At 43.3% G+C, this 19,174-nt stretch carries 19 protein-coding genes; all 19 read left to right on the top strand.

Annotated features, from left to right (window positions below):
• Nucleotides 1–15: 15 nt before the first annotated feature.
• On the top strand, nucleotides 16–1,116 hold the full coding sequence (murG, locus tag MHB50_RS10430) for an undecaprenyldiphospho-muramoylpentapeptide beta-N-acetylglucosaminyltransferase (RefSeq protein ID WP_340085237.1): 1,101 nt from the start codon (nucleotides 16–18) through the stop codon (nucleotides 1,114–1,116).
• Between the two features lie 20 nt (nucleotides 1,117–1,136).
• Entirely contained in the window at nucleotides 1,137–2,045 is a 909-nt protein-coding gene (murB, locus tag MHB50_RS10425) for a UDP-N-acetylmuramate dehydrogenase (protein ID WP_077111809.1), read from the top strand.
• An 88-nt stretch (nucleotides 2,046–2,133) separates the two neighbouring features.
• Nucleotides 2,134–2,913 (top strand): cell division protein FtsQ/DivIB, encoded by a 780-nt coding sequence (locus MHB50_RS10420; protein WP_077111808.1) that lies wholly within the window; start codon nucleotides 2,134–2,136, stop codon nucleotides 2,911–2,913.
• Nucleotides 2,914–3,423: 510 nt separating this feature from the next.
• On the top strand, nucleotides 3,424–4,713 hold the full coding sequence (ftsA, locus tag MHB50_RS10415) for a cell division protein FtsA (protein ID WP_077111807.1): 1,290 nt from the start codon (nucleotides 3,424–3,426) through the stop codon (nucleotides 4,711–4,713).
• A 38-nt stretch (nucleotides 4,714–4,751) separates the two neighbouring features.
• A complete protein-coding gene (ftsZ, locus tag MHB50_RS10410; protein ID WP_077111806.1) occupies nucleotides 4,752–5,897 on the top strand; it encodes a cell division protein FtsZ in 1,146 nt (381 codons plus the stop codon).
• A gap of 743 nt (nucleotides 5,898–6,640) precedes the next feature.
• On the top strand, nucleotides 6,641–7,567 hold the full coding sequence (gene spoIIGA, locus MHB50_RS10405) for a sigma-E processing peptidase SpoIIGA (RefSeq protein ID WP_077111804.1): 927 nt from the start codon (nucleotides 6,641–6,643) through the stop codon (nucleotides 7,565–7,567).
• Between the two features lie 36 nt (nucleotides 7,568–7,603).
• The gene (sigE, locus tag MHB50_RS10400; RefSeq protein ID WP_077111803.1) at nucleotides 7,604–8,323 is read left to right on the top strand and encodes an RNA polymerase sporulation sigma factor SigE; all 720 of its coding nucleotides are present in this window, start codon (nucleotides 7,604–7,606) and stop codon (nucleotides 8,321–8,323) included.
• 148 nt (nucleotides 8,324–8,471) lie between these two features.
• Nucleotides 8,472–9,254: an RNA polymerase sporulation sigma factor SigG gene (sigG, locus tag MHB50_RS10395; protein WP_077111802.1), complete on the top strand. Its 783-nt coding sequence runs from the start codon at nucleotides 8,472–8,474 to the stop codon at nucleotides 9,252–9,254.
• Nucleotides 9,255–9,359: 105 nt separating this feature from the next.
• The gene (locus tag MHB50_RS10390) at nucleotides 9,360–9,635 is read left to right on the top strand and encodes a YlmC/YmxH family sporulation protein (RefSeq protein WP_077111801.1); all 276 of its coding nucleotides are present in this window, start codon (nucleotides 9,360–9,362) and stop codon (nucleotides 9,633–9,635) included.
• A 93-nt stretch (nucleotides 9,636–9,728) separates the two neighbouring features.
• Nucleotides 9,729–10,400: a YggS family pyridoxal phosphate-dependent enzyme gene (locus MHB50_RS10385; protein ID WP_077111800.1), complete on the top strand. Its 672-nt coding sequence runs from the start codon at nucleotides 9,729–9,731 to the stop codon at nucleotides 10,398–10,400.
• An 18-nt stretch (nucleotides 10,401–10,418) separates the two neighbouring features.
• Nucleotides 10,419–10,862 carry a cell division protein SepF gene (locus MHB50_RS10380; RefSeq protein ID WP_077111799.1) on the top strand — a complete coding sequence of 148 codons (444 nt, stop codon included), beginning with the start codon at nucleotides 10,419–10,421 and terminating at the stop codon, nucleotides 10,860–10,862.
• A 4-nt stretch (nucleotides 10,863–10,866) separates the two neighbouring features.
• The gene (locus MHB50_RS10375) at nucleotides 10,867–11,130 is read left to right on the top strand and encodes a YggT family protein (protein ID WP_077111798.1); all 264 of its coding nucleotides are present in this window, start codon (nucleotides 10,867–10,869) and stop codon (nucleotides 11,128–11,130) included.
• Between the two features lie 66 nt (nucleotides 11,131–11,196).
• On the top strand, nucleotides 11,197–11,976 hold the full coding sequence (locus MHB50_RS10370) for an RNA-binding protein (RefSeq protein WP_236017082.1): 780 nt from the start codon (nucleotides 11,197–11,199) through the stop codon (nucleotides 11,974–11,976).
• An 86-nt stretch (nucleotides 11,977–12,062) separates the two neighbouring features.
• Nucleotides 12,063–12,578 carry a DivIVA domain-containing protein gene (locus tag MHB50_RS10365; RefSeq protein WP_077111796.1) on the top strand — a complete coding sequence of 172 codons (516 nt, stop codon included), beginning with the start codon at nucleotides 12,063–12,065 and terminating at the stop codon, nucleotides 12,576–12,578.
• 507 nt (nucleotides 12,579–13,085) lie between these two features.
• Complete coding sequence (gene ileS / locus MHB50_RS10360; protein ID WP_340085236.1) at nucleotides 13,086–15,845, top strand: isoleucine--tRNA ligase; 2,760 nt, start codon at nucleotides 13,086–13,088, stop codon at nucleotides 15,843–15,845.
• A 101-nt stretch (nucleotides 15,846–15,946) separates the two neighbouring features.
• The gene (gene lspA, locus MHB50_RS10355) at nucleotides 15,947–16,423 is read left to right on the top strand and encodes a signal peptidase II (protein ID WP_205179427.1); all 477 of its coding nucleotides are present in this window, start codon (nucleotides 15,947–15,949) and stop codon (nucleotides 16,421–16,423) included.
• Complete coding sequence (locus MHB50_RS10350) at nucleotides 16,410–17,321, top strand: RluA family pseudouridine synthase (RefSeq protein WP_077111793.1); 912 nt, start codon at nucleotides 16,410–16,412, stop codon at nucleotides 17,319–17,321. The genes lspA and MHB50_RS10350 overlap by 14 nt, the downstream gene beginning before the upstream one ends.
• 290 nt (nucleotides 17,322–17,611) lie before the next feature.
• On the top strand, nucleotides 17,612–18,157 hold the full coding sequence (pyrR, locus tag MHB50_RS10345) for a bifunctional pyr operon transcriptional regulator/uracil phosphoribosyltransferase PyrR (RefSeq protein WP_077111792.1): 546 nt from the start codon (nucleotides 17,612–17,614) through the stop codon (nucleotides 18,155–18,157).
• A 141-nt stretch (nucleotides 18,158–18,298) separates the two neighbouring features.
• Nucleotides 18,299–19,174: an aspartate carbamoyltransferase catalytic subunit gene (locus MHB50_RS10340; RefSeq protein ID WP_077111791.1), complete on the top strand. Its 876-nt coding sequence runs from the start codon at nucleotides 18,299–18,301 to the stop codon at nucleotides 19,172–19,174.

Genomic DNA, 19,174 nt, shown 5'->3' with positions numbered 1-19,174 from the left:
ACTTGAGGTGACACGATGAAAATTGTTGTCAGCGGAGGGGGAACAGGCGGCCATGTGTATCCGGCGCTTGCCCTGATCCGAACAATTAAAGAAAAGCATCCTGATACGCAGTTTTTGTATATCGGCACAGAAAAAGGGCTTGAAGCCAATATTGTGCAAAGAGAAAACATACCTTTTAAAAAAATACATATAACCGGTTTTAAACGCTCGTTGTCCTTGGAAAATATAAAAACAATTATGCGCTTTTTTAAAGGCGTAAGGGAATGTAAAAAAATGCTAAAGGCCTTCCAGCCTGATGTTGTCATCGGTACGGGAGGCTATGTTTCCGCTCCTGTTGTATATGCGGCAGCAAAATTAAAAATTCCTGCTGTCATTCACGAGCAAAATAGCGTGCCGGGATTAACGAACAAGTTTTTAAGCCGTTATGTACAAAAGGTTGCCATCTGTTTTGAATCTTCAAGGCAGTTTTTTCCGGGACAGAAAGTGGTTCTTACGGGGAACCCCCGGGCATCTGAAGTAATTGGCAAAAAAGGGAGTGGAAGGCTGAATCAATTTGGTCTAAAGGAACATATACCGACAGCTTTAATTTTTGGCGGAAGCAGAGGCGCAAGGCCGATTAATGAAGCGGTGATCAAATCGCTGTCGCAGTTTGCCAATAAACCTTATCAAGTATTGTACATAACCGGTGAGACTCATTATGGAGATGTGGAAGAAGAAGTTGCTTTAATCGGCCGCTCTCCAAATGTGGCGATCGTACCGTTTATTCATAATATGGAAGAGGTGTTGGCCGATGTAGCCGTTGTCGTCGGCCGGGCGGGGGCAACATCCCTTGCCGAAATTACTGCACTCGGACTTCCCGCCATATTAATCCCAAGTCCATATGTTACGAATAACCATCAGGAAAAAAATGCATCGGTTTTAACTTCGGCCGGGGCAGCGATTATGCTTCCTGAAAAAGAGTTAACAAGCCAACGGCTTGTTGCAGCCATAGATGAGATTTTACTAGATCACGAAATATTAGACTCAATGTCTGAAGCATCGAAAAACCTTGGTATGCCGGATGCGACCAAGCGCTTATATAATGTGCTTTTAAGTGTTGTCAATAAACGCCGCTAACTTGTGAGGGGGTTAATGCAATGGATTTTTTAGAAGAACTTCATGCCAACCAAGTTGGGAAGATAAAGGAATATGAGCCTCTTGCCAATCATACGACGATTAAGGTGGGAGGACCCGCAGATATATTTGTCGAACCAGATTCAATTGATCTTTTGCTAAAAACGATGGAAATTGTGCAAAAACATCATATGCCTTGGAGAGTCATAGGACGCGGGTCCAATCTGCTCGTATCTGATGAGGGAATAGAAGGGGTCGTTATCAAGCTCGGAAAAGGGCTGGACCATCTTGAGGTAAATGGGACAGAAGTAAGGGTCGGTGCTGGCTATTCATTTATCGTTTTGGCCAATGCCATGGCCAGGAGAGGTTTAAGCGGGCTGGAATTTGCCGGAGGAATTCCGGGTTCCGTCGGGGGAGCCGTCTATATGAATGCCGGAGCACACGGATCTGACGTCTCAAAGATTTTACGGAAGGCGCACATCCTTTTTCCGGACGGGACGGTAGAATGGCTTTCCAATGAAGAAATGGAATATTCATACAGGACATCCGTTTTACAGAAAAAACGCCCGGGCATCGTGTTGGAAGCTGTTTTTGAGTTGCGTGAGGGCGATCGGGAACTGATAACTGTTGAAATGAAGAAGCATAAACATTATCGTCGTGAAACACAACCGGTAAAACCATGCTGTGGCAGTGTATTTCGCAATCCTTTACCTCATCATGCCGGCAAGTTGATTCAGGACGCAAACTTGAAAGGGTTCCAGATAGGAGGTGCCCAAATCTCCGAACTTCACGGGAACTTCATTATCAATACGGGAAATGCCAAGGCCGAAGACGTCATCAAGCTAATCGATCATATTAAAAAAACAATTTTTGAAAGCACGGGAATTCACTTGCATACAGAGGTTGAAATCGTGCAAAGGGAAATAGATTAAGCAGGCGAAAGGATGGAGTTTTTCATGTTTGTTCAGCAAAGCGGCATCCTTTATAACAAACAAATGATCTTGACGGGGAGTAAGGAGCATGGATAAAGGAAAAATATTATCTTTGGAAGAGCGCATTCCAAAAATAAAAGAGCATCGGAGACGAAAGGCAAATCGCCGGCTCATTTTCCTTATTTCCCTATTCTTCCTTTTAATTGTCTGTGTCATTTATTTTCAATCCCCCCTTAGCCACGTTAAACAGATTCAAGTGCATGGAAATGAAGCAGTCACTTCTGAAGAAGCCATTAAAATGAGCAAACTAAAACGTGGTTTGAGTATATGGGAGATTGACAGAAAACAAGCGGTGAAAGATTTAAAAAGCCATCCTGAAATCAAAAGCGCTGCCGTACGGATCGGTTTTCCGAATACCGTACATATAAATGTGAAAGAATACGCGAAGATTGCATTCGTATCGACGGGAACCGAATTTTTCCCCATATTAGAAAATGGGAAAATATTAACAGATAATCCAAAGATGGAGATTCCAGGCAATGCGCCTATTCTTAATGGTTTTGAAGAAAACCATATCTTGGAAGAAATGGCAAAACAATTAATGGAGCTACCGCCGGAAATTGTAAATGCCATTTCCGAAATACATTACAGCCCCAAAAAAACAGATCAATACCACATTAGTTTGTATATGAATGACGGGTTTGAAGTAAGTGCCACAATCCTAACTTTTGCGGAAAAAATGATTCATTATCCTTCCTTTGTCAGTGAACTGGACCCACAGAAGAAAGGTATAATTGATCTGGAAGTCGGGTCTTTTTTTAAAGCATACGAATCAGATAACAAAGAAGAAAAAGAGGAGGGGCAATAAACAGGATGATTTTTTCTACACATGGACGTGCCCCACTTCCTTTTTCTTTCCTGTAAATGGAAGCTGAAAAAACCTTGTCTTCCAGTAAAGCTTTTTTTCGCACCAGGAATGCTGGAAATGTTTGGGAACAGGTCCGCTTATTTGGACCGTTTTTTCGAGAGATTTCGAGCATGTCCTGTCATTAGGGACAAACCCAAAGGGGCGAATATATAATGTATGACTCAAGTTTGACTTTTCTAGGTGCTAATCTTGTTGTAGACTTATAATAAGTTATCATGGTACATAACCGTCAAATTTCATCATGCTTTTGCCGGAATTGGTCGAAAACTGTTGTAATCATGATAAGTTGTACAAAAAACAACGAATGAAAAGTCTAATAAATTTAGTTGACAAACAGGAAATAACGTTCATTTGCCGAATAAGTAAAAGTAGTTAAAAAATTAAGGATGATCATTAAATGGCAACTTTAAGAGAAAAAGAGAATGGGAGAGTTGAAGGAGGTGCCGCGGAGTGAACACCAATGAATTGTATGTCAGTCTTGATATGGGAACTTCCACAATAAAAGTCATAATTGGCTCGATGACCGGTGATTCTTTAAATATTATCGGAGTTGGCAACGCCAAGGCTGAAGGGATCAAGAAAGGTTCAATTGTTGATATAGATGAAACCGTTCATTCGATAAAGAAGGCAGTAGAGCAGGCCGAGAGAATGATAGGCATGCAAATTAATAATTGCATTGTCGGCATTGCCGGAAATCATGTTTCTCTTATGCCATGTCACGGAGTAGTCGCCGTTTCCAGCCAAAACAGGGAAATTACGAATGATGATGTTGCAAGGGTGATGGATGCGGCTCAAGTTGTGTCCATTCCTCCTGAGAGGGAAATTATCAATGTCATTCCCGGACAATTTATTGTGGACGGATTGGATGAAATTACAGATCCGAGAGGAATGATTGGAGTCCGCCTGGAAATGGAAGGGACGATTGTCACCGGGGCAAAGACCATATTACATAATACTTTGCGCTGCGTCGAACGAGCCGGTCTGGAAATCACCGATATCGTTCTGCAACCGCTGGCAGCTGCTTCTATTGCATTGTCAAAAGATGAACGCCAAATGGGAAGTGCCTTAATCGATATCGGGGGAGGTTCCACGACAGTTGCCGTATTTGCCAATGGAGGCATTGCGGGTACAAGCGTTATCCCGGTTGGCGGGGATCATATTACAAAGGATTTGTCAATTGGTTTAAGGACGGCTACTGATGACGCGGAAAACATCAAGCTCGCATATGGACATGCATTTTACGACCATGCGTCAGAAGAAGTAGTATTCAGCGTGCCAATTATTGGCAGCGACCAACATCAACAATTTAACCAGCTGGAGCTATCTGATATCATTGAAGCTAGAATGGAAGAAATATTCGAGCTTGTGCAGCTTGAATTAAAGCAAATGGGAGCTGCCGATTTACCGGGAGGTTTTGTTTTGACAGGAGGCGTCGCCAATATGCCCGGGGTAATGGAATTGGCTCAAATCATTTTCCAAAACAGGGTGAGGATCGCCCTTCCGGATTACATCGGTGTCAGAGAGCCGCAATATACAACAGCTGTAGGGCTCATCAAGTATGCCTACCACGAGGCAAAATTACAAGGCAGAAATATCAGTGCCTCTCCTGTGCAATTGCCAAGTGACGCAGATGAAGCCCGAATTCCTGCGGGTCATCAGCCGAATACAAAAGATACGAAGGATCCCGATGCGAAAATATCTACTAAAGTAAAAAAATTCTTTGGGTACTTTTTTGAATAGAGACATCCGTTGGGAATAAAAGAACAGGAGGACATGTCATGTTGGATTTCGATACAAATATTGATTCTTTAGCAACCATTAAAGTTATTGGTGTCGGCGGCGGCGGTAACAATGCCGTAAACCGGATGATAGAGCATGACGTTCAGGGCGTCGAATTTATCGCAGTCAATACGGACGCACAAGCACTTAACTTGTCAAAAGCCGAGATTAAAATGCAAATTGGCGCGAAGTTAACAAGAGGTCTTGGTGCGGGTGCCAATCCCGAAGTCGGGAAAAAAGCTGCCGAAGAGAGTAAAGAACAGATAGAAGAAGCATTAAAAGGGGCAGACATGGTTTTTGTCACCGCGGGAATGGGCGGCGGCACCGGAACGGGAGCTGCACCGGTCATCGCCCAGATTGCCAAAGATTTGGGGGCATTGACTGTCGGAATCGTCACGAGGCCATTTACTTTTGAAGGCCGGAAGCGGGCGAACCAAGCAAGCGGTGGAATTGACGCGATGAAAGAGTCTGTCGATACTTTAATCGTCATTCCAAACGACAGACTTTTAGAGATTGTGGATAAAAGCACGCCGATGCTGGAAGCATTTCGGGAAGCCGATAATGTTTTGCGGCAAGGTGTTCAGGGAATCTCCGAGTTGATTGCCGTCCCTGGTTTAATTAACTTGGATTTCGCGGATGTCAAAACCATCATGACGAATAAAGGTTCCGCTTTAATGGGGATTGGTGTCGCAACCGGTGAAAATCGGGCGGTAGAAGCTGCCAAAAAGGCTATTTCTTCCCCACTCCTGGAAACTTCCATCGATGGCGCCCAAGGGGTATTGATGAATATCTCCGGCGGAACAAATTTGAGCCTGTATGAAGTTCAAGAAGCGGCAGATGTAGTGGCCAGTGCCTCAGACCAGGAAGTAAACATGATTTTCGGATCTGTCATTAATGAAAGTTTAAAGGATGAAATTGTTGTGACTGTAATCGCAACGGGCTTTAACGAAACAGCTGGACAGGAAAAGCAACAAAATCCTTTGCTCCGGCAAATGAGGCCGCAACACCAGCATAACCATAACCCTGTGACAAGCCGAGAGCAAAAAAGGGAAGAGGTGCAGGAGCCTGCAAGGACAAACCAGCCTCCGGTGGAGGATACACTGGATATTCCTACATTTTTAAGAAATCGAAATAGAAGAAGATAAGCCAGATGATGAATCTGGTCGGCTTGTAGAAAAAGCAGTTGTTTTTCTCTACAAGCTTTTTTATTTTGTAAGGTATTATAGAAGCGAAAAAACAGATTGCGGATCTCCTATTCATTATGAATGCGGCCGATCAGTCATATGTTTGATCACTGTTCCATCTTGCGCGCTTTTCGGGTGGATGTTGATCGGCTTGTAAAATGAGACATCCCTATTTCTGCATGATGCCCGTTTTTACATTGGGACCTGACATGCGTTCCCTCTTGATGTCCGTCTTGACAATCATCCCCATAGCCCGCCAGGATGTTTTGACGATCATCCTTTTTTGCCCAACCAGGATGTTTTGACGATTATCCCACTTAGCCCAACCAGGAATGGAGGAAATGTAAAAGCATGGCTGCCCTTCAAGCCTTTTTTAAATGAATCCAGGCTTGGGCAATTGGAATGTTTCTTTCCGGAGTCATCCCATTACTGTCTTAGCAAACACGTAATATTATTTTTTAAAACAGATAGCCGGTCCTGTAGACAGGTTGTCAAGCATCTAGTTACCTGGCCTGATCATGAATCTGGTTTTTTTATTTATCTTCTACCCTTCCGCATTAGCCAATCTTCGATGTTAATTGTGAAAACTTCTCTATTTTCCCTTACAGGAATTGACACATTCTATAGCCCTCTTCCTTTATACTAAACGATAATGAATAAAAGGACTGCCCTTGCGCTATGATCCACTTGGGGAGGGAGGGTCATTGGTTGTTTATTTGGATATCATATGGCTTTTAAATGTCTTGGTAGACAGCTTGCTTTTATGGATAACAGCTATTTTTTTAAAAAGGCATGTCAAACTCTGGCGTCTCTTACTCGGGGGGATTGCAGGATCCATTGTCGTTCTTTTGGCTGTTACTCCGGTAGCCGAGATGTCCGGCCACCCGCTTGCAAAGTTTGGTTTATCCGTTTTTATGGTGATGATCACCTTCGGGTATAAAAGATTTAAAACGTTCATCTCCTCCCTGCTGACATTTTATTTCGCTACATTTCTCATGGGAGGAACTCTTATAGGTGTTCACTATTTTCTCTCATTCGACATGGATCTTGAAACAGCTTATTTTCTTGAGAGCATAAAAGGGTTTGGCGATCCGATCAGCTGGCTGTTTGTAATCTTTGCATTTCCGCTCGCGTGGTATTTTTCAAGGAAAAGAGTGGACGATATGACGATTTCGTCTGTTGAATATAGTGTATTGGCAGATGTTTCCATCCACTTGAACGGACTCCATATTCATGTAAAGGGTTTGATTGACAGCGGCAATCAATTGTATGATCCCATCTCCAAAACTCCGGTTATGATCATTTCGACTCATTCTTTAAAAGAGGTCTTGCCGGAAGAAATCGTGAACCTATCCAATGAGTCGAACCACTCACTTGAGGTTGCTTCGGAATTGCCTGATCAGTGGAGGGAAAAGATGAGGCTTATTCCCGCAAAAACGCTGGGAATGAATCACCAGCTTTTATTCGCTTTTAAGCCAGAATCAATCAAGATCAAAATGAATGACCAGGAGAAGGTTGCTAGAAAAGCTTTGATTGCTTTTACAGACCAACATCTGTCCAGCGATGGCACATTTGAGTGTATTGTACATCCTCTCATTATCGAGCAAGCAATCTCCGAGTCAGCATCATAAGTGCCGCACAACAAAAAAATTCAGGGAGGACATATCGTGAAAAAGTTTCGGTTTCGCATCACATATTATTGGTATAAGTTCCTCATGAAATTGGGATGGAAAACAGATGAAGTTTATTACATAGGGGGAAGTGAGGCTCTTCCTCCCCCGCTTTCCAAGGAAGAGGAAGCGGTTCTTCTTGAAAAGCTTCCCAAAGGGGACAAGACCGCAAGGTCCATGCTGATTGAAAGGAATTTAAGGTTGGTAGTTTATATTGCCAGAAAATTTGAAAATACCGGGATCAATATTGAGGACTTAATCAGCATTGGAACGATCGGACTCATTAAAGCGGTCAATACGTTTAATCCCGAGAAAAAGATAAAACTGGCGACCTATGCTTCACGGTGTATTGAAAATGAAATTCTCATGTATTTGCGCCGAAATAACAAAACAAGATCCGAAGTCTCCTTTGATGAGCCGCTTAACATTGATTGGGATGGCAACGAGCTGTTGTTGTCTGATGTATTGGGGACGGAAAATGATATTATCACAAGGGATCTCGAGGCGAATGTGGACAAGAAACTGTTATTCAATGCGTTGGAAAAATTAAACCATCGGGAAAAACAGATTATGGAGCTTCGTTTTGGCCTGGCGGGTGGGGAGGAAAAAACACAAAAAGACGTTGCGGAAATTCTGGGCATTTCCCAATCGTATATTTCGCGACTAGAGAAAAGAATTATCAAACGCCTCAGAAAAGAATTCAATAAAATGATTTAAGAACTAAAAAATTATTTTGAACGAAAAGCAAAGGACGGCAGAGGCTCACATGGATTTATAAGCGGCAGGAAGAAATGGGAATGCATATATTTTCCTCCCAGGGAGATACTTACACTGTAAGCAAGCTCCTGCTAGGAGGGAAAAACTGTTGAAGCGAAATAAGGTGGAAATTTGCGGTGTGGATACTTCAAAGCTCCCTGTTTTGAAAAATGAGGAAATGCGGGAACTGTTGAAGCAAATGCAACAAGGGGATGTAACAGCCAGAGAAAAACTGATCAACGGCAATCTGCGCCTTGTGTTAAGCGTCATTCAACGTTTTAACAACCGGGGAGAGTATGTGGACGACTTATTTCAGGTCGGGTGTATCGGATTAATGAAATCAATAGATAATTTCGACCTCAGCCAAAATGTCCGCTTTTCAACGTATGCCGTCCCGATGATCATTGGGGAAATCCGCCGATATTTACGGGATAACAACCCTATCCGGGTATCGCGTTCATTGCGGGACATCGCTTATAAAGCACTCCATGTACGTGAACGGTTAATGGCAAAAACGTCTAAGGAGCCAACAGCAGCGGAAATTGCCCGTGAACTGGAAATCCCTCATGAAGAAGTTGTTTTTGCCCTTGATGCCATTCAAGACCCTGTCTCTTTGTTTGAGCCGATATATAACGACGGTGGGGACCCCATTTTTGTCATGGATCAATTGAGCGACGAAAAGAGCAGGGATAGCCAGTGGATTGAAGAAATCGCTTTGCATGATGGCCTGCAGCGGCTGAATGATAGGGAAAAGATGATCATCCGCAAACGGTTTTTTCAAGGAAAGACCCAAATGGAAGTGGCAGAGGAAATTGGCATATCCCAAGCACAAGTATCAAGATTGGAAAAAGCCGCTATTAAACAAATGAATAAAAACATCAACATTCAATGAGCCGGATTTCACTATACGAAATCCGGCTTTCGCTTATCATGAAAGGCTAAGGGTGTTGCATATACTTATAGTATATAAAAAGCATGGCGGGAAGCGGGGATCATAATGGTAAGAATATCGGAATTTCAATTAAAAGATGTGGTGAATGTGACAGATGGCCGCAAGCTTGGAAATATAGGCGATATCGATATAAATCTTGATACGGGTAAAATAGAGTCGATCATTATTAGCCAAACAGGCAAACTGCTTGGTTTTTTTGGAAAAGAAGATGAAATCATTATTCCCTGGAATCAAATTATCAAAATCGGAACGGATGTCATTCTTGTGAGGCACAGCAGTGCCAAATTTGAACAACAGCAGCTTAACATGCCAAAAGATTAAGATTATCCATGCTGTTCGCATGCTTTTGTGGTACACTAAAGAAAATGTCATTTTACGCGAATATATACAACAAGAATATAGGGGTAATGAATCGTGAAAGTTATTGAAAAGCTGCATTTGATTCAACAGGAAATCGCAGAAGCATGCGCCCGGTCCAACCGGAATCCTGAAGACATCACCATCGTGGCGGTAACGAAATATGTGACAATAGACAGGGCTGTGGAAGCACTTGAAGCGGGCATTCAGCATTTTGGTGAAAACCGAGATGACGGTCTGCAGAAAAAATGGGAAGTTTTAAAAGACAAGCCCACATGGCATTTCATCGGAACACTCCAATCCCGAAAAGTTAAAAATATTATTGACAAGGTAACGTATATTCACTCGCTTGACCGGCTATCGTTGGCAAAAGAAATTAACAAAAGAGCCGAACAATCTGTTAAGTGCTTTGTCCAAGTAAACGTTTCCGGTGAAGAGTCAAAACACGGGTTGGATCCTGGTCAGGTGAAAGAGTTTATTGAACAATTGGCCCAATTTGATAAAATAATTGTTGCCGGATTAATGACGATGGCGCCATTAACAGATGACGAGGATATGTTACGCACCTGTTTTCGAAAACTGAAGCATTTGCAAACAGAAATCAAACAGTTGGATTTGCCGCATGCGCCATGTGAAGATCTGTCGATGGGCATGTCCAATGATTTCAAAATTGCCATAGAAGAGGGGGCAACTTTCGTCCGCATCGGGTCCGCTCTTGTTGGTGAATGATGCGAAGGAGGCACGAAATTGGGTATTAAATCAAAATTTAAAAACTTTTTTTTGCTGGAAGATGAGTATGAATACGCTGAAGAAGAAAAAGTGGCTAACGAACCTGAGGAAACAAAAAAACCAAGCACACCGGCTACACGGAAGCAAAATGTCGTCAGTCTGCAAAGCGTACAACAGTCTTCCAAGGTAATATTGATTGAACCGAGAGTATATGCCGAAGCACAGGAAGTAGCGGATCATTTGGTCAACCGCCGAGCGGTTGTCGTTAATTTACAACGTATTCAGCACGACCAGGCAGTCAGAATCGTCGACTTTTTAAGCGGTACTGTTTACGCTATAGGAGGCGACATACAAAGAATCGGCAAGGATATTTTTCTCTGTACGCCTGATAACGTGGAAGTATCAGGAAATATTACAGAAATGATAGACACCGATCATTATGATGATACGAGGTGGTCATAACGGGATGACATTAATAACTGCTATAATTGTACAATTGATTCAACTATATTCTTGGGCATTAATTATATACATATTAATGTCGTGGTTTCCGAACGCCAGAGAATCTGGAATCGGGCAGTTTCTGGGGCGGATTTGCGAACCTTATTTGGAACCATTCCGCAGAATTGTGCCGCCCCTTGGCATGATTGATATTTCTCCGATTGTCGCTTTTATTGTTCTCAAGCTTGCGACAATGGGATTACTTGAAATTGCCAAATGGGTGGGATAAGGGTTTGGGGCCGCTGAGCTCCTTGACTCATGATCCGAGTGTTTTTTGCAAATGGGGTTGACCGTTTTGGATGATATATATCAACATTTTCGCAAGGAAGAAAAACAATTTATTGATTTGGCGATGGACTGGAAAGAGTTTGTGGAAAGAACCTATGCAGAGAAATTGACAGACTTTCTTGATCCAAGACAACAGTTCATATTACAGTCGGTTGTCGGTGATGGACCTGATGTCCGCTATGCTTTTTTTGGAGGAGGTCCTTCTTGTGAGCGTAAAAGGGCACTCATTTTTCCGGATTATTTAAAACCGCAAGAAGATCACTTTCAAATCGGCTTGTACGAGATTGATTATCCCCGGAAGTTTGTGAAGCTGGAACATCGCATGGTGCTCGGGTCGTTAATGTCCTTAGGGATCAAGCGAGAGAAGTTTGGCGACATCATTGTAAACGGGGATCGCATTCAGTTTTTTTCCAGTACGGAAATTGAAGATTATATCATCTCTCAATTTAAAGAGGTCGGTAAGGCCAATGTGACAATTCAAAAGCTTGGGCTGGATGAAGTGATTGAACGGGAAGAAGAGTGGGTCCAGATGGAAAAGACTGCTTCCTCGATGCGGCTGGATGCTATTATTTCTGCCGCTTTTTCCGTTTCAAGGCAAAAAGCCCAATCAATCATCGGTCAAAAGTTGGTAAAATTAAACTGGAAAATAACCGAACAACCGGCAACGGACTGTTTTGAAGGTGATATGATCTCTGCGCGCAGGCTTGGAAGGTGTAAGATTATCCGCATTTTGGGAGAAACGAAAAAACAGAAGCTTAGGATACAATTCGGGATGGTAAAATCTTAAATTTGAAAAGAATCTCCCCAGACTTAGACAAAATTCGTTATAATATATGTATCTTATGATGAGGAAAAGCACTAGGAGGTGGCATGATGCCGTTAACGCCGGTAGACATACATAATAAAGAATTCAGCAAAAGAATGAGCGGTTATGATAGAGATGAAGTCAATGAGTTTCTTGATCAGGTTATAAAAGACTATGAGCTTTTAATACGCGAAAAAAAAGAATTAGAAGACCAATTGGCTGCTATGAATGAGCGTCTGGGCCACTTCAACAATATAGAGGAAACGCTTAATAAGTCGATTGTTGTGGCTCAGGAGGCTGCTGAAGAAGTAAAAGGCAATGCATTGAAAGAAGCAAAGCTGATCATACGTGAAGCTGAAAAAAATGCAGATAGAATTGTAAATGAAGCTTTATCAAAAGCGCGAAAGATCGCCTTGGAAATTGAAGAACTAAAGAAGCAGTCAAAAGTATTCCGCACACGTTTCCGCATGTTGATCGAGGCTCAGCTTGACCTGTTGCAAAGCGATGATTGGGATAAACTGATGGAGTTTGAACTTGATGCTACCGAACTCACTTCTTTAGAAGAGGCGGAAGAAGTAGAGTAGAACTTGACATCATTTTGAGTGCTCACATATAATAATAGTAATTTTACAGGGAATAAAGCGATGATAGGGAAAGTACATTTTTAAAAAAGCCATTCAAGCGATCCGGGGATGGTGGAAGCCCGGGATGGAAGAGAAATGGAAAATCACCCTTGAGTACTCGAAACGAAAGCCTTTGGTAAGTAGATGAGAGCGGCTGATCAACGATACTGATTCAGAGTGGACAAATGCACTTTAAAGTGTGTTCAAAAAGGAGTATAAAAGGACCAAGAATTTCGAGGCGTCGCAGTTTGCGCAGCATAGTTGCCAGTGAAGAAATTCGATGTGTCATTTTTAACGAACTTTTTGAGTAACACTTTTATGCATGTCTAATTGGGTGGTACCGCGGGAATATAACCTTCTCGTCCCTTGTGGGGATGTGAAGGTTTTTTGCATTGTAAGAAGAAATGTTGAAAAATGCGTTGTACAAGGCCGGATGGCTGCAAGATAAAAGTTGAAGGAGGAAAAAAAATGGATTATAAAGATACGTTGCTTATGCCGAAAACGGATTTCCCAATGCGAGGGAACTTGCCGAAAAGAGAGCCGGAAATCCAGGCATGGTGGGAGGAACAAGATATTTATCGGAAAGTCCAGGAAAGGACGGCGGGCAGGCCGCTTTATATTCTTCATGACGGCCCCCCATTCGCCAATGGCAGTCTTCATATGGGGCATGCACTCAATAAAACGTTAAAGGATTTTATCGTCCGCTACAAATCGATGGCTGGTTTTTGCGCCCCTTATGTTCCGGGCTGGGACACTCACGGCCTTCCGATTGAACAGGTTTTGACAAATAAAGGTGTAAAGCGCAAGGAGATGTCGGTTGCCGAGTTCAGGGAAAAATGTGCCCAGTACGCTCTTGAGCAAATTGACAACCAGCGCAAGGAGTTTAAACGGCTCGGTGTACGGGGGGATTGGGAAAATCCTTATATTACGCTAGAGCCCGAGTATGAGGCGGAACAGATAAAAGTGTTCGGTGAAATGGCCAAAAAGGGCTATATTTACAAAGGGAAAAAACCCGTATACTGGTCGCCTTCGAGTGAATCTGCACTGGCGGAAGCGGAAATTGAATATAAAGACAAACGTTCTCCGTCCATTTATGTTGCCTTTCCTGTAAAAGACGGCAAACAAGTACTGAAAGAAGGAAGTTATTTGATTGTTTGGACCACGACGCCGTGGACCATCCCGGCCAATCTCGCGATTGCCGTGCATCCTGACTTACAATATGCAGTCGTTGAGCATGAAGGCAAACAATATGTTCTGGCCAAAGATCTGTTGGAAAAGGTAGCTTCTTTACTTGAATGGGATCGATATGAAACCGTGCAAACCTTGAAAGGAAATGAGCTGGAGCATGTAACAGCCACACATCCGCTTTATGAAAGGGATTCGCTTGTAGTCCTTGGTGAGCATGTCACGGTTGATGCCGGTACGGGATGTGTCCATACTGCTCCCGGGCACGGAGAAGACGACTTTTATATTGGCCAAAAATATGGACTTGATGTGCTTTGCCCTGTTGATGATAAAGGTTATATGACAGATGAGGCGCCCGGTTTTGAAGGGTTGTTTTATGATAAGGCGAACAAACCGATCACCGAAAAGCTGGATGAAGCAGGAGCGCTTTTAAAGCTTGAATTCATTACACACTCGTATCCGCATGATTGGCGGACGAAAAAGCCGGTTATTTACCGCGCGACCCCCCAATGGTTTACTTCCATTAAAGATTTCCGGTCCGAACTTCTTGAGGCGATCAAAGAAGTAAAATGGACTCCGAAATGGGGAGAGACACGGCTGTACAATATGGTACGCGATCGTGGCGACTGGTGTATTTCAAGGCAAAGGGTATGGGGAGTACCCATTCCCGTATTTTATGCGGAAAACGGGGAGCCGATTATTACGGATGAAACGATTACCCATGTTTCCGAACTGTTCCGCAAGCACGGCTCCAACATTTGGTTTGAAAAAGAAGCGTCGGAGCTGTTGCCTGAAGGCTTTACACATCCGGGAAGCCCCAACGGCATTTTCACAAAAGAAACGGATATTATGGATGTTTGGTTTGATTCCGGTTCTTCCCATCAGAGCGTCTTGAACGTCCGCGAAGACCTAAGAAGGCCTGCGGATTTATATCTGGAAGGTTCGGACCAATACCGCGGCTGGTTTAACTCTTCTTTAACAACTTCGGTCGCCGTCACGGGAAAAGCACCATATAAAGGAGTGCTGAGCCATGGATTTGCTCTTGATGGCGAAGGCCATAAAATGAGTAAATCTCTGGGCAATGTTATTGTACCAGCCAAAATTACGAGCCAATTTGGAGCAGAAATATTCCGTCTTTGGGTTGCTTCGGTTGATTATCAATCAGATGTCAGAATTTCCGACGCTATTTTAAAACAAGTAAGTGAAGTATATCGGAAAATCAGGAATACCTTCCGCTTCATGCTTGGAAATCTGGCAGATTTTGATCCCAAAACACATTCGGTTGCAACAGCCAAGCTGAGGGAAGTCGACCAATTTCTGCTTGTCAGGCTAAACAACTTGATAAAAGAATCATTGGCGGCATATGAAGATTTTGAGTTTGCCGATATTTATCACGCGGTGAACAATTTCTGTACAAACGACTTAAGTTCTTTTTACATGGACTTTGCCAAAGATGTGCTGTACATTGAAGCGGCAAATCACTTAGAAAGAAGAGCCATGCAAACGGTCATGTACAAATGTGTTGTGACTCTGGCAAAATTATTGTCGCCGCTTCTGCCGCATACTATGGATGAAGTGTGGTCATACATCCCTGGTGTAGAGGAAATCAGCGTTCAATTAACGGATATGCCCCAACCAGAAAAAATTGCCGATAGGGAAAATCTTGAACATAAATGGAACAAATTTTTGCGTGTGCGCGATGACGTATTAAAAGCGCTGGAAGAAGCCAGAAACGATAAAGTGATCGGCAAATCGCTTACCGCAAAAGTGACCCTTTACGTTAATGATGAAGTAAAGACGCTGCTGGAAAGTATTTCTGAAGACATTAAACAGTTGTTTATTGTTTCAGCGTTTGAAGTGGGTGGCGCGTACGATGATGCGCCGGACAGCGCCTTGAAGCTGGAACGTGCTGCTGTTGTTGTTGAGAAGGCTGAAGGCGAAACATGTGCCCGCTGCTGGGTCGTGACACCGACCGTCGGAGAAGATAAGGATTATCCGGATATTTGCCCGCGTTGTGCCAATGTCGTTAAGCAGTTAACATGATTGATGGCAAGCCCTTCTTTTTCGGAGGGCTTGTTACTTTTAAAAATAAGTGATTATAGCTAAAATGTAATTGGAATGAATTACGATACGGGGGTTTGCGCGTGGGCTATTATTTGATTGCCTTATTTGTAGTTGTATTGGACCAAATTACAAAGTGGCTGATCGTTCGTCATATGGAGATCGGGGAAAGCATTCCGATTCTTCCCAATCTGTTTCATATTACTTCACACCGCAACAGGGGAGCGGCCTGGGGAATATTAGAGGGGCAAATGTGGCTGTTTTATATTATAACCGTCATTGTGGTAGCGGGAATCATATATTATATGCAAACCCAAGTGAAAGGAAAGCCATTCTTTCAGATAAGCCTCGCTTTTATTCTCGGCGGAGCGATCGGGAATTTTATTGACCGCTTGTTTAGGAAGGAAGTCGTTGACTTTCTTGATACATATATTTTTGGCTACGATTTTCCGATTTTTAATATAGCCGATTCCGCTCTGACGATCGGTGTTGTCCTATTGATGATTCAAATCTTTCGTGAAGACAGAAAAGAAAAGGTGAACGCGAATGAAAAAGGTTGAGCATCTTGTTTCAAGTGAGGAAAACGGGGAACGGATTGACAAGTTGATTGCTTCCCTTGATGAACAATGGTCCCGTTCACAAGTCCAGCAATGGATAAAAGCTGGATTCGTTGAAGTAAATGCGGAACAAGTGAAGGCAAATTATAAATGTCAGACAGATGATGAGATCGCCATTTCTATTCCCGAACCAGAACTGCTTAATGTGGAACCGGAGGAAATGGATCTTGATATTTATTACGAGGATCAGGATGTGATCGTAGTCAATAAGCCTAAAGGCATGGTCGTGCACCCTGCGCCGGGCCACCCTTCCGGCACACTTGTAAATGGACTGATGGCTCATTGCAAAGATTTATCGGGTATTAATGGTGTGTTACGCCCCGGCATTGTTCATCGAATCGATAAGGACACATCGGGATTGCTGATGGTCGCCAAAAATGATCTTGCCCACGAACGGCTTGTCGATCAGCTTGTCAAAAAAACCGTCGTCCGGAAATATGTAGCGCTTGTTCACGGGATCATTCCCCATGATCATGGAACGGTCGATGCTCCGATCGGGCGAAATCCGGCCGATCGGCAAAGTATGGCGGTCACCGAAAAAGGCAAGCATGCTGTCACTCATTTTTCCGTAAAAGAAAGATTTGAACAATTTACATTGGCAGAATGCGAACTGGAAACAGGAAGAACCCACCAAATTAGGGTCCATATGAAGTATATCGGCTACCCGCTTGCAGGCGATCCGAAATACGGACCGAAACAGACGATTTCCGCGGACGGACAAGTGCTGCATGCAGGAGTATTGGGTTTTCAACATCCGAGAACGGGAGAGTATTTGGAGTTCAACGCCCCATTGCCACAATATTTTGTTGCGCTTCTAAATAAATTGCGTCAGAATGATTGACATATCCAAGCAACAAGTATATAGTTGGTATAGCTTAATAAATGCCTTTAAATTCGGTCCCGTGAGGCTGAGAAGGAACGTGTATATAATGGGCAGCTCGTTTGTCGTGCCCGTTTAAGGAGAAATGCACCCTCTCGCCGCATTGGCAAGAGGGTTTTTCTATGTTTATAGAGCATGTTCAAACAGCATAGTTTCGAATATCCCATTTCTCCGTTGCAGCAAGGCATGACGTCGTTCGCCGTCGAAGTACTCCTTCTTGTTGAAAAAGACTTTTGAAAGAGGTGTTGTTTATGGCTCCAAAGGCGATTGTTCTTGATGAAAAGGCCATTCAAAGGGCATTGACAAGAATTGCCCATGAGATCATTGAAAGAAATAAAGGAATTGAAGATTGTGTGCTGATCGGGATAAAAACGCGGGGCATTTACTTGGCACAGCGCCTGGCGGAAAGAATCAACCAGATTGAAGGCGTGCAAGTACCTGTCGGGGATCTCGATATTACGTTATACAGAGATGATTTGACGGTTGAAACAGAAAATGCGGAGCCTGAAGTAAGAGGATCCAGTTTGCCGATTGATATTGCCAATCAAAAAGTCATTTTAGTAGATGATGTGTTATATACCGGAAGAACGGTGAGGGCAGCAATGGATGCATTGATTGATATGGGGCGGCCCTCGCAAATCCAGCTCGCCGTCCTCGTGGACAGGGGACACAGGGAATTGCCAATACGTGCTGATTTTATCGGAAAAAATATCCCTACTTCCCGCCAGGAAAAAATCGTTGTGGAACTTTCGGAAACAGATGGCGAGGACAAAGTTACAATCCATTCAATTGAATAATCCCTTTTAAATACAGTCCCGTGAGGCTGGCAAAGGGAGGTTTTATGGAAGCTGAATGTAACAGGCTTCTTTTCGCGAACCCTCTTTGCCGTGTTGGGCAAAAAGGGTTTTTTATTTTGACAGAAAGACAGGTGAATTGTCATGAAACATTTACTTTCAATGTGTGAGCTTTCGAAGGAGGACATATGCGGAATATTGGATATGGCAGACTCCTTCCAACAAGGAAAAACCTGGAGCCCGCCTAAAGAGCTTTTTGCCGTCAATTTGTTTTTTGAACCAAGCACTCGAACCAAAACGAGCTTTGAAATGGCAGAAAGAAAACTTGGACTGGATGTCATCCCGTTTGAAACGGCCCAATCAAGTATTTTAAAAGGAGAAACATTAGAGGATACAATAAAAACACTGGAAGCGATCGGTGTGGACGTTGTGGTGATCCGGCACAAAGAAGAAAAGTATTATGAAGCGCTGAAAAACAAAGTTGGCACAAGACTTGTCAATGCAGGAGATGGCTGCGGCCAGCATCCGACGCAATCTTTGCTTGATCTTCATACAATCCGTCAGGAATTTGGGGGCTTTTCCGGATTGAATGTGGCGATCATTGGGGATTTAAGCCATTCCAGAGTCGCGAAATCAAACAGTGAAGCATTGTCCGCCCTCGGTGCAAATGTATTTTTCTCAGGACCGCGCGAATGGTTTTATGGCAATGCAGAGCGGTATATCGATATAGACGATGCAATGGAAATATGTGATGTAGTCATGCTGTTAAGAATTCAGCATGAGCGTCATGAAAACATGTCCCATTTGAGCGCTGAAGAATATCACGAGTTGTATGGCTTAACCCTTAAAAGGGAAAGGCGGATGAAGAAGGGTAGCATTATTATGCACCCAGGTCCTGTTAACAGAGGGGTTGAAATAGCGGACGGTCTTGTCGAATGCAACAGGTCAAGAATTTTTAAACAGATGCAAAACGGTGTGTATACACGAATGGCCGTACTGCGGACTGTATTGGAACAATAA

This window comes from Siminovitchia sp. FSL H7-0308 (genome assembly GCF_037980985.1).
Lineage (GTDB): Bacteria > Bacillota > Bacilli > Bacillales > Bacillaceae_C > Siminovitchia > Siminovitchia thermophila.
Note: the sequence above shows the minus strand (reverse complement) of the source record. Positions and strands in the feature narration are given on the sequence as shown.

What these genes read in the sequence shown, in the direction of transcription:
- MHB50_RS10420 (WP_077111808.1), top strand. Translation starts at nt 2,134, where the DNA reads ATGGATAAAGGAAAAATATTATCTTTGGAAGAGCGCATTCCAAAAATA.
- murB (WP_077111809.1), top strand. Translation starts at nt 1,137, where the DNA reads ATGGATTTTTTAGAAGAACTTCATGCCAACCAAGTTGGGAAGATAAAG.
- MHB50_RS10340 (WP_077111791.1), top strand. Translation starts at nt 18,299, where the DNA reads ATGAAACATTTACTTTCAATGTGTGAGCTTTCGAAGGAGGACATATGC.
- MHB50_RS10350 (WP_077111793.1), top strand. Translation starts at nt 16,410, where the DNA reads ATGAAAAAGGTTGAGCATCTTGTTTCAAGTGAGGAAAACGGGGAACGG.
- pyrR (WP_077111792.1), top strand. Translation starts at nt 17,612, where the DNA reads ATGGCTCCAAAGGCGATTGTTCTTGATGAAAAGGCCATTCAAAGGGCA.
- MHB50_RS10375 (WP_077111798.1), top strand. Translation starts at nt 10,867, where the DNA reads ATGACATTAATAACTGCTATAATTGTACAATTGATTCAACTATATTCT.
- MHB50_RS10390 (WP_077111801.1), top strand. Translation starts at nt 9,360, where the DNA reads ATGGTAAGAATATCGGAATTTCAATTAAAAGATGTGGTGAATGTGACA.
- MHB50_RS10365 (WP_077111796.1), top strand. Translation starts at nt 12,063, where the DNA reads ATGCCGTTAACGCCGGTAGACATACATAATAAAGAATTCAGCAAAAGA.
- ileS (WP_340085236.1), top strand. Translation starts at nt 13,086, where the DNA reads ATGGATTATAAAGATACGTTGCTTATGCCGAAAACGGATTTCCCAATG.
- ftsZ (WP_077111806.1), top strand. Translation starts at nt 4,752, where the DNA reads ATGTTGGATTTCGATACAAATATTGATTCTTTAGCAACCATTAAAGTT.
- murG (WP_340085237.1), top strand. Translation starts at nt 16, where the DNA reads ATGAAAATTGTTGTCAGCGGAGGGGGAACAGGCGGCCATGTGTATCCG.